8 protein-coding genes and 1 pseudogene are annotated in these 10,329 nt (G+C 73.8%); 5 read left to right on the top strand and 4 right to left on the bottom strand.

The genetic code is table 11. From position 1 onward, the window contains the following. The 3 genes and pseudogenes from AA75_RS49105 to AA75_RS07380 all read left to right on the top strand — a co-directional run. Window positions 1–354 (top strand): annotated as a pseudogene (locus AA75_RS49105) (hypothetical protein); the annotation flags it as partial. A 456-nt stretch (window positions 355–810) separates the two neighbouring features. Next, entirely contained in the window at window positions 811–1,512 is a 702-nt protein-coding gene (locus tag AA75_RS07385; RefSeq protein ID WP_033818990.1) for a response regulator transcription factor, read from the top strand. Window positions 1,513–1,630: 118 nt separating this feature from the next. Beyond that, window positions 1,631–2,047 carry a pyridoxamine 5'-phosphate oxidase family protein gene (locus AA75_RS07380; RefSeq protein ID WP_051811971.1) on the top strand — a complete coding sequence of 139 codons (417 nt, stop codon included), beginning with the start codon at window positions 1,631–1,633 and terminating at the stop codon, window positions 2,045–2,047. Between the two features lie 35 nt (window positions 2,048–2,082). Here the strand turns inward: AA75_RS07380 and AA75_RS07375 are convergent, their stop codons facing one another. Together AA75_RS07375 and AA75_RS07370 are read right to left on the bottom strand one after the other, a co-directional pair. Next, a complete protein-coding gene (locus AA75_RS07375) occupies window positions 2,083–3,798 on the bottom strand; it encodes a GAF domain-containing protein (RefSeq protein WP_033818989.1) in 1,716 nt (571 codons plus the stop codon). A 411-nt stretch (window positions 3,799–4,209) separates the two neighbouring features. Continuing rightward, complete coding sequence (locus tag AA75_RS07370; RefSeq protein ID WP_199520279.1) at window positions 4,210–5,517, bottom strand: MFS transporter; 1,308 nt, start codon at window positions 5,515–5,517, stop codon at window positions 4,210–4,212. A 94-nt stretch (window positions 5,518–5,611) separates the two neighbouring features. Between AA75_RS07370 and AA75_RS07365 the strand changes: the two genes are divergently transcribed. Both AA75_RS07365 and AA75_RS07360 read left to right on the top strand, forming a co-directional pair. Beyond that, window positions 5,612–6,991, top strand: coding sequence for a PLP-dependent aminotransferase family protein (locus AA75_RS07365; protein ID WP_033818988.1), 1,380 nt, complete (start codon window positions 5,612–5,614; stop codon window positions 6,989–6,991). Window positions 6,992–7,130: 139 nt separating this feature from the next. Further along, a complete protein-coding gene (locus AA75_RS07360; RefSeq protein WP_033818987.1) occupies window positions 7,131–7,760 on the top strand; it encodes a DUF899 family protein in 630 nt (209 codons plus the stop codon). A 370-nt stretch (window positions 7,761–8,130) separates the two neighbouring features. Here AA75_RS07360 and AA75_RS07355 read toward each other — a convergent pair whose 3' ends face one another. Beyond that, on the bottom strand, window positions 8,131–9,495 hold the full coding sequence (locus AA75_RS07355) for a hypothetical protein (RefSeq protein WP_233288951.1): 1,365 nt from the start codon (window positions 9,493–9,495) through the stop codon (window positions 8,131–8,133). A 149-nt stretch (window positions 9,496–9,644) separates the two neighbouring features. Continuing rightward, window positions 9,645–10,329 (bottom strand): polysaccharide deacetylase family protein (locus tag AA75_RS07350; RefSeq protein WP_051811969.1); only part of this gene is annotated, 685 nt, incomplete at its 5' end.

The raw sequence follows: 10,329 nt of genomic DNA, 5'->3' as shown, positions 1-10,329 counted from the left end.
CGCTACCGGGCCACGGCCACCTGGACGTACCCCGGCGAGCAGGCGCACACCGGCACCGTGGAGATCGAGCACCGCGCCGACGCGAACTCCACCGTCGGCGTCTGGGTCGGTGACACCGGCCGCCTCGCCACGGCCCCGGCCGGCACCGCCGACCTGGTCTCCGACGGCCTCAGCCTCGGCCTGTCCGTCCTCGGCCTCCTTCTCGTGCTCATCGTCTGCGGCCTGGGCCTGCGGCTACGCTCCCTCAACCGCCGCTCCGACGCGGCCTGGCAGCGCGCCTGGGCCGAGACCGAGCCGGTATGGAGCGGACGCGCGACCCACCGGCCCGGCACGGGCGACCCCCGGCTCGGCTGACCCCGACCCCGCCCACCCGACTCCCCCGGAAGGGCTTCGGCCCCCGCCGGCGGGACGTCCGGCCCCTGATCGACCACGCCGGCCACCCGCCACGATGGCACGCGCATCGCACAACACCGTTCTCCCACCACGGACCTGACGATGGGGAGAAACCATGTCCGGCCCACCACGCCGCCGCGCCCCGCCTCACCCTACGGATCGGCTCCAAGCTTCGGCACTCCGTCCCCTCACCCCTCGCAACGCCGCGGGCGGCAGCCCGGCTGCTCCGCCGCCCCCGCTCGCCGGCGCCGCATCCGACCTGTCGGGGGCGAGCACCTGACGGCGCGACGAGGACCGACGATGCGTCCGGGGTGGCATAGGGCCGTTCGGCCCTATGCCACCCCTCGGGTGCCCGGCAAACTACGCTCAGGTCCGACGCGGCCCGCCGCCGGGCGGGTCCTTGAACATGGAGCGGTGATGGTGGACAGCGCGGCAGTCGGTGTGGGCAGCCCGGTGAAGGTGTTCCTCCTCGACGACCACGAGGTGGTCCGCCGTGGCGTGCACGACCTGCTCGACGCCGAGCCCGGCCTGACCGTGGTGGGCGAGGCCGGCACGGTCGAGCAGGCGATCGCCCGCGTCCCCGCGCTGCGCCCCGACGTCGCGATCCTGGACATGCGGCTCCCCGACGGCGACGGCGTGACGGTCTGCCGGGAACTGCGCTCGCGGATGCCCGACCTGGCCTGCCTGATCCTCACCTCCTTCGACGACGAGGAGGCCCTGCTCGACTCCATCATGGCCGGTGCCTCCGGGTACGTCCTCAAGCAGATCAGCGGGACCGACCTGGTCTCCGCCGTTCGCACGGTCGCCTCCGGACAGTCCATGCTGGACCCCGGCGCGACCACCCGGCTGATGGCCCGGCTGCGCGGCGACGGCGCCGTCCCGCAGGCGCCGGCCTTCCCGGAACTCACCGACCGTGAACGGGAGATCCTCGCCCTGATCGGCGAAGGACTGACCAACCGCCAGATCGGCGAGCGGCTCTACCTCGCCGAGAAGACCGTCAAGAACCACATCTCCCGGCTGCTGGCCAAGCTCGGGGTCGAGCGGCGCGTCCAGGCCGCCGTCATCGCCACCCAGGCCACGGCCGCCCGCGACCACGCCGCCGGCCGCCCCGGGCGGTGAGCGGGCCGGCCGTCCGGAGCCGACCGGGGCGACCGGTGCGCATCCGGAGCCTTTCGACAGCACTCGGGGGACCATCGGCCCCTCTCCCCGGAACCGGTTCGAGGCGACCATCGAAGCCATGAAGCCAGATCAGACCCCGCAAGTCGATCACGCGCCGCTGGACGAGCAGCAGTGCCTGCGGCTCTTGGCCGCGACCACGGTCGGCCGAGTCGTGTACACCATCGGCGCGCTTCCGGCCGTCCTCCCCACGCGCTACCGCCTCGGCCCCGACGGCAGCGTCCTGCTTCGCGCCCCCGCAGGATCCGAGCTGGTCCGGGCCGTGTCCGGCGCCTTGGTGGCCTTCGAGGCGGGGGAGGTCGACGAGTCGGACGGCAGTGGCTGGAGCGTCACCGTGCTCGGCCACGCCGCCGTCGCCGAGGGCCCCGCCCCACAGGATCCCGCCTTGCCCTGCCGCCCTGGTCAGGTGTCGATCCGGATCCGCGCGGAGCTGGTGACCGGGAGGACCCTGCCGGCTTCCCGGCCCTGCCGGAGCTGAGGGCCCGTACCCGGTGGCCCGGCCGGTGCTGGCGCTCAGTCGCCCAGCGGCGCGGACCACACCAGTCGTGCTCCACCCCCGGGCGGGCTCGACAACTCCAGGGCACCGCCGAGGCCCTCGGCCCGCTCCGCGAGGTTGCGCAGGCCGCTGCGCCGGCCCTGCGCCGGGATGCCGACGCCGTCGTCCTGCACCGTCAGCACGACCTGAGTGCCCGTCGCCTGCAGCACAACCTCGACCCGCCCGGCTCCGGCGTGCCGCGCCGCGTTGCTCAACGCCTCGCCCAGGACGGCCACCACGTGATCCGCGACCGCGGTGGGGACGTCGGTGTCCAGCAGGCCCTCCATGCTCAGGCGCGGTGCGAAGCCCAGCGCCGCCTGAGCCGTCTCGACCGCCTTCACCGCCCGGGCCCGCAGCCCGCTGCCGGCCGTGTCGTCCCGGGCCTGGAGTCCGAAGATCGTCGACCGAATGATCTTGATCGTCTCGTCCAGGTCCCCCACCGCTCGCAGCACCCGGTCCGACGCCCCCGGGTGCTCGATGAAGCGGGCGGCACTCTGCAGCGTCATACCGGTGGCGAAAAGCCGCTGGATCGCCAGGTCGTGCAGGTCCCGGGCGATCCGGTCGCGGTCCTCCAGCATCGCCAACTGCTCCGCGTCCCGGCGCCGTGAGGCCAGTTCCAGCCCCAGCGCGGCCTGGTCCGCGAAGCCGAGCAGCGGCTCGATCTCCCGCTCGGAGAACAGGGCCTCCCCCGGCCGGCGGGCGAGCAGCAGGACAGCGTCGATGTGCCCCTCACGACGCCCCAACGGCACCGCGACAGCCGGGCCGAGCCCCTCCGCCCGTCGCGGATCGCCCGCCAGGCGCGCGTCGGTGGCCAGATCGGAGGTGGTGACCGAGGCGCCGCCCGTACAGGCCGCCCCCGAGAGCGTGCCCTCCGATGCCACCACCAGACCGGTCCTGCGCCCCGTATCCCCGCCGAGTGCGAACTCCACCTTCAGCGTCCCGCCACCGGCCTCCGGCACGACCACGTCCGCCAGCGCAGCCCCGGTGATCTCCCGTGCCCGCTGTGCGATCAGCTCCACCACCCGAACGCGCGAACTGCCCGACAGCAGGCTGCGAGTGATCTCCGCACTCGCGCTCAGCCAGCGCTGCTGCCGCTGTGCCTCCTCGTACAGCCGCGCATTGTCGATCGCCACTCCGGCGGCCACCGCCAATGTCGCGATCACCGATTCGTCGTCGGCGTCGAACTCCTCACCGCCGCGCTTGTCCGTCAGGTAAAGGTTGCCGAACACCTCCTCCCGTACCCGTACGGGCACGCCGAGGAAGGTCCGCATCGGCGGGTGGTTCGCCGGGAACCCGTACGAGGCCCGGTGCTGCGACAGGTCCTCCAACCGCAAGGCCTCCGGATGGCTGATCAGCTCACCCAGCAGACCCTTGCCCTTCGGGTAGGGCCCGATCGCCGCGATCTCCTCCTGCGACATACCGACCGTCAGGAACTCGGAGAGCGACTCGCCGTCCGGACCGATCACCCCCAGCGCCGCGTAGCGGGCGTCGACCAGAACGGCTGCCGCCTCCACGATCCGACGCAGCGCCTGGGTCAGGTCCAGCTCACGGCCGACCGACAGCACCGCCTCCAACAGGCTGTGGACGCGGTCCCTGGTCCCGCGGGCGGCGTCGATCCGTGCCTGCAGTTCCTCCAGCAACTCGTCGAGCCGCAGCTGCGGTATCCGCGAGCGTGCCACATCGTCCCCGCCCACGGCGGCCTCCTCCGGTCCGGTGCCCGGGACCGATTCTCGCAGACCCTCGCGCGACACCGCCGAGGTCCGGCCCGCCGTCGGCGGCCCCAGCACGACGCGAGGCCGCCGACGCTGCTTGCCGCGGCGCGCTGCGCCTGTGCCCGGTACCTCACGCCCGCGATCCGGCTGTTCCCGGCTTCCTGGTGCAGCCGGGCGGTGCAGGGCCGCCGGGCAGGGCCCGGCAGCGCACTGGCGGAGGAGGAGCGCCTCCACCCTGACCGGCACCGTCCTCGCGCCGAAGCCACCAGCCGGTCCCAACTCTCCTTCGCGCTGCGCCCCATCTGTGGGTGTGCAACCCCGCTGGAGGCTGCCCCGGCGGGCGGGTCGCCCTCGGAGCGTCGCCGTAGGCATCTGCAGCGCCACGGCCGGCCGTCATGCCGGAGCGTGGGGGAGCACGGCACTCCGGTGGTCACCGGGCCCGGAGAGCTCCTTGCCCACCCCGTGGCCTGCCCGCTCCGCGGCGGTCCGCAGGAGCGCCACCCGGCGCGACCGGGCGGGACCGGCCGCCAGGTTCGCCACCGCCAGGACGAGACCGAGGCACAGCACCCCGGCCCAGAGCGTGCCGGTGCCGAGGTGTTCGGCCACCAGCCCGCCGAGGGCCGGGCCGAGGAACATCGCGCCGGGCGGACCGAATCCGAACACACCCTGGTACCGGCCCCGGGCGTCGGAGGGCGACAACTGGACGATCACCGCGGAGTTCGCCAGCGTCATCAGCATCTCGCCGAGCGTCCAGACGGCGACCGTCAGCGCGTACGCCCACAGCGAGTCGGCGAGCGCGACCAGCCCGAAGCCGACCCCGGCGACCACGACCGAGGCGGCCAGGACGTGCTCGTGCCGGTACCGGGCCACGAGTCCCGGCAGGACGAGCTGCCCGGCGACGATCAGCACCATGTTGACCACGATGACCTGGCCGTACGACGTCACGTCCAGCCCGTCGGCGACGAGGGAGGCCGGCAGCATCTTGTTGGTCTCGATCATCGTCCAGCCGAGCAGGGTCAGTCCGACGAAGACCATGAAGGTCCGGTCGCGCAGGACTGGGCCGAGCCCGGTCGGGCCGGTCCTGACGGCCGTGGCGGCGGGCCGGGTCTCCGGGACCTTCAGCGCCAGCAGCAGCGTGGAGCAGAGCAGGACGCCGGCGTTGGTCGCGAAAAGCAGCACGGGCTCGATCCTGGCCAGCAGGCCGGCGAGCAGCGCCGCGGCTCCCGAACCGAGGTTGAACGCCCAGTAGTTCAGGTTCAGCGCGCGGACCCGGTCGGCCTCGGCGACCACGTCGATGATCGACGCGGTGAACGCCGGCCGGACGATGCCGAGGAACACCCCGAGCAGCAACGCCAGCACCAGGACCGCCGCCCGACCGTCGGTGCAGCCCAGGGCCAGCATGGTCAGCGCCGCCGGGACGGAGCCGCCGAGCATCGCCGGGCGCCGCCCCCACCGGTCGGCGATGATCCCGCCCGGCAGCCCGCCCAGGGCCGTGCCGATGCCGCCCAGACCGATGACCAGTCCGGTGTAGGAGACCTCGAAGTGCCGGACCGAGAGCAGGTACACGCCGAGGTAGATCTGCGCCACCGCGCCCGTCCGGTTGATCAGCGACGCCGTCCACAGGTACCAGAACGCGGCCGGCAGCCCGCCGGCCGTCCGCCGCAACCAGCCGCTCGTCCGTAGGGGGTGCAGGGAAGGCAAGGGTCGGCTCCTCGAGGCAGGTCACGGATCGGTGCCTGCGACGCTACGGGCCGCCGGTGCCGGAGTCCTGGTCCACATTTGGCAAACTGGACCAATGATCGAGACCCGCAGTCCCGGCATCGCCGCCGTCCTCGGCGGCTGGCGGCAGGAGCCGGGGCCGCTCGCGCAGGCACTCGCCGCGGCGATCCGGGACGCCGTCATCGACGGACGGATCCCGGTCGGCACCCGCCTGCCGTCCGAGCGCGCCCTCGCCACGGCCCTCCAGGTCAGCCGCGGCACCGTGGTCACCACGCTGGCCGCGGCCCGCGACGGTGGTTGGCTGCGCACGCACCACGGCAGCGGCAGCGACGTCCGGCTCCCGCCGGAGGTCACCGAGCGCACCGCGCCCTGGTCGGTGGACCACGGGGACGGCCTCGACTTCACCCGCGCGGTGCCCGCCGCCCCCCACGGCGCCTACCTGGAGGCGTCCCGGCGGGCGGTGGAGCGGTCGGCCGCCCTGCTCATGGACTCGGCCGAGCCCGACGCGGGGCTGCCCCGGCTGCGGGAACTGCTGGCCGACCGCTACACCCGCGACGGCCTGCCGACCCGCCCGGACCAGATCCTGGTCACCTCGGGTGCCCGGGCCGCCTTCACCCTCCTGGCCGACCACCTGCACGACCGCGCCCGCCCCGTCCTGGTGGAGAGCCCCACCTACCACGGCGCACTGGCCGTCCTGCGGCGCCGCCGGGCCCGGCTGGCGGCCTCCCCCGTCACCGCGGAGGGCTGGGATCCGGACCGTCTCGCTCACGCCATCAGGACCGTACGACCGGGACTGGCCTACCTGACACCCGACTTCCACAACCCCACCGGCGCCCTCATGCCCGCCGACCAGCGCGAGCAGGTCGCCGAACTGGCGGCCCGCAACGGCCTGACGGTCATCGCCGACGAGACCCTGCGCGACCTGGACCTGCGGACCCCGCCGGAGCCCGTCCCGCACCTGAGCGGCAAGGCCGTCGTCGCCATCGGCTCGCTGGGCAAGCTCGTCTGGGGCGGCCTGCGCGTCGGCTGGCTGCGCGCCGACGCCGCCCGCATCCGCGAACTCCTGCACAATCCGCTCCAGGCACGGCTGTCGCCGCCGCCGCTCGAACAGCTCATCGCCTGCGAGCTCCTGACCGACCCGCAGGACCTGCTGCGCGACCGGCGTGAGCGGCTCCGCGCCCAACGCGACCACCTGGCGGCCCTGCTGGAGGGTGCGGGCGCATGGAGCTTCACGCTCCCGCCGGGCGGCCTCTGCCTGTGGCTGCGGCTGCACGGCACGACCGCCTCCGCCCTGGCCACCCGTGCAGCCCGCGAGGGCCTGAAGCTCTCCCCCGGGCCGGGCTTCTCCGCCGACCGCACCCTCACCCACTACCTGCGGCTCCCCTACACGGCCACCCCCGAGACCCTGACCCGCGCGGTCGCCGTCCTGACCGGCCGGGCGACGACCCGCAAGTAGGCGGTTCACCCTCCGCAGGCCTCACCGGAGATCGCTGGGACGAGGGCAGCAGGGACCCGTCCCGCCGCGCTGTCGGCCGTCCGGGGTGTCACGGCCCGGCCTCGCGCCGGGCGGCCGCGGGCGGGGACACAATCGGCGCATGGAGAAGCCCGAGATCGTGTCGGCCGCACAGTGGCAGCTCGCCCGCGACGAGCTGCTCGAGGCCGAGAAGGAAGCCACCCGCGCCCTGGACGCGCTCGCGGCACGGCGCCGCCGGCTGCCGATGGTGCGGTTCGCCGACGACTACGTGTTCGAGTCGCCGACCGGCCCCAGGACGCTGCTCGACCTGTTCGAGGGCAAGGACCAGCTGGTGGTCTACCAGTTCATGGACGTCGGCCCGGACCACCTCTGCCCGGGGTGCACCAAGTTCACCGACAACGTCCCCGCCAAGGCGCCCGCCGCACTCGCGGACCACGGCGTCGCCTGGGCGACGGTGTCGGACCTGCCGCTCGCCCGGATCGAGGAGGCCAAGGCCCGGCAGGGCTGGACCATGCCGTTCGTGTCCTCGCGCGGGACGTCGTTCTCGGCGGACTGCGGGGCCGGCGGCGGTTTCATGCTCAGCGCCTTCCTGCGCGACGGCGGCCGGGTCCACCGCACGTACAGCACCACCTCGCGCGGCGTGGACCGGCTGGTCTTCCTGCACAGCATCCTCGACCTCACCGCGTACGGCCGGCAGGAGGACTGGGAGGACTCCCCCGCCGGCTGGCCCCAGCACCCGACCTACGGATGAGCCCCTCCCACCTGCGGCGGAGCCGGTGCCCTCGTCCCAGCCCGCAAGATACCGGCGGGTTGGGGTTCGCAGGGGGACCGCGCGCCGCTACCGTCATGCCCCAAGGGCAGGCGCTCCCACCGGCCGGCCCGACTCGACGGGCCGTGGCGCGCACCCCTTCCGGTCACCGGAAGCGTCCCGGCCCGCCCCGGCGGCCGGCCTCTCGGGCCCGCCGGCGGGCGCAAGGCCGGACCTGCCACGAGGTCATCGCGGGCGCGGTCCGGCCTTCACCCCTCCTCCCGCCCGGTCCCGTCGGACCCGGGCGCCCGTCCCGGCGCAGGCCGTCCTCCGCTTCGGCCTGCCCCGGTGCGGACGCCGCCGGGCCGGCGCGCTACGGGGCCTTGACGTCGGCCAGCCGGGCGCCCTGGAGCTGGCAGTCCCTGAACTCGTACCAGGGCGCGGTGCCGGTCCAGCGCAGGAAGCCGGTGGTCCCGGTGCCCGCGGTCATGTCGATGAACCGGCAGCCGTCGTACAGCAGCTTGCCAGCCGTGGTCGCGGTGGCGGCGCTCACCTGGTGCGAGCCCATCAGCGCGCAGTCCTGGTAGCGCACCATCGGGCCGCGGGACGGGTTGACGGCGTCGAAGCGGTACACGTGGGTGACCGCGTTGGGTGCCCAGGACTGGAAGGACAGCGCGGTGTCGTCGCAGGAGACGAAGGTGATGTTGCCCTTGTACCAGGAGGAGTCGATCACCTTGTGGCCCGGACCGCGCAGCTCGAAGCGGATGCCCTGCGCGTACAGCCGCATCACCGAGTCCGCCCGGCTGCCGGCCGCCGATCCGAGCTGGAAGAAGGTCCCGGTGGAGGCGGCGTCGGTGAGGATGTACGAGCCTCCGGTGAAGTTCATCGAGCCGCCGCGCTCGTTGCGCACGAACGAGCCGGACTTGTACTCGACCTTGCAGTCCCGGAACCAGTAGTTGAGGAACTGGTCCTGCTGGGACTCGGCCGGCGTCATCCCGATGACCAGGAACGCGTCGGTGTAGGAGCCGCCGATCTGGCAGTGGTCCCAGCCCATCTCGCTGTTCAGGTCGGAGGTGCCGGCCGGGCCGTCGAGGCCGATGCCGACCTTCCAGCTGCCGCGCCACTCGACGTCCTCGTACCAGGTGTCCTGGACCCCGGCGGCGTCGGAGGAGTAGGCGTAGTTGAAGGTCGCGGTGGCGTCCTTGCTCTCGAAGGTCAGGCCGCTGATCCGGATGTTCTTGTACCGCTGCCGGTTGGTCCACAGCGTGGTGTCCCGGGCGGTCGGCGCGTAGGTGATCCGGGAGAGCCGCTTGCCGTACCCGCGGATCGCGATGCCGTCGACGATGCCGCCGTGACCTATGCCGTCCTCGCCGGGCAGCAGTGAGTCCGGCTGCGTCAGCAGGTAGGTGCCGGGCGGGATGAGCAGGGTCTTCTTCGGTATCGCGCCGGAGATCGGGCCGGGCTGGAAGGAGCCGAGCAGCTCCGCCGCGGCGGCCCGGAACGCCGCGTCGCTCGCCGTCTGGCCGGTCGGGTCGGCGCCCTTGGCGACGACGTCGACCACGTACGGGTCGCCGCCGGCCGTCGCGGCCGAGGCGCTGGACCCGCCCAGCGCGAGGCTGCCCGCGAGCGCCCCCATCCCCGTGACGCCGGCGAGCAGCGCGCGCCGCCCCGGCCCGCGCCCGTCCCCCGTCCGCTCTGCTGATCCGCCGTCACCCTGCCGGTATGTCCGTGTGGACACCTTGTGCTCCCCTCGTGACGACATTGCTGATCTTGGTGGAACAGCAAGATCCTCACCCATCCGGGCCGCCGTCTCAAGGCTCGTCCGGGGCCGATTCCGCCGCGGGCGCCGCTTTGTCCGGATACGGAGCAGCTTGTGAGGCCGGAGCCTCAGGGCGGTGTGGTGAACCGGTACCCCTCGCCGGTCAGCATCGGCAGGTACGTACGCAGGGCGGCGACGGTCTGCGACCGGTCGCCGCCGCCGTCGTGGTTGAGCACGATCGCGCCGGGACGGACCCCTTCCAGCACCCGGCTGGTGATGGCGGGTGTGCCGGGGCGGCTCCAGTCCCGCGGGTCGACCGACCACGACATCGGCCGCATCCCCAGTTCGGCGCCGGCTGCCAGCGACGACTTGGTGAAGTCGCCGCCGGGGGCCCGGAACCAGGTGGGCGCCCGGCCGGTCGTGCTGTGCAGGAAGTCGCTGGTGCGGCGCAGCTCGTCGCCGACCTTGGTGTCCGACAGCTGGCGCAGTTCGGGGTGGGTCCAGGTGTGGTTGGCGATGTGGTGGCCCTGGGCGGCGATCTCCCGGACCAGCGCGGGATGGGCCGCGGCGTTCTCGCCGACCAGGAAGAAGGTCGCCGAGATCTTCTGCTCCGCGAGGAGTTTCAGCACGGCGGGCGTGTAGGTCGGGTCCGGTCCGTCGTCGATGGTCAGGGCGATCAGCCGGTCGTCGGTGGAGAGCGAGAACAGCGGGTCCCTGACCCGGACCGGCGCGGGCGGTCCGGCCGCCTGGGGGGCGGCCGCGGCGACCGGTGGCGCGGCGGCGGCCTCGGGCGGGGACCCGGACGGCGCCTGC

Origin of the sequence: Kitasatospora sp. MBT63 (assembly GCF_000710465.2) — a bacterium.
GTDB lineage: Bacteria > Actinomycetota > Actinomycetes > Streptomycetales > Streptomycetaceae > Kitasatospora.
This window is presented reverse-complemented; position numbering and strand designations above follow the sequence as displayed.

What these genes read in the sequence shown, in the direction of transcription:
- AA75_RS07385 (WP_033818990.1), top strand. Translation starts at nt 811, where the DNA reads ATGGTGGACAGCGCGGCAGTCGGTGTGGGCAGCCCGGTGAAGGTGTTC.
- AA75_RS07380 (WP_051811971.1), top strand. Translation starts at nt 1,631, where the DNA reads ATGAAGCCAGATCAGACCCCGCAAGTCGATCACGCGCCGCTGGACGAG.
- AA75_RS07365 (WP_033818988.1), top strand. Translation starts at nt 5,612, where the DNA reads ATGATCGAGACCCGCAGTCCCGGCATCGCCGCCGTCCTCGGCGGCTGG.
- AA75_RS07360 (WP_033818987.1), top strand. Translation starts at nt 7,131, where the DNA reads ATGGAGAAGCCCGAGATCGTGTCGGCCGCACAGTGGCAGCTCGCCCGC.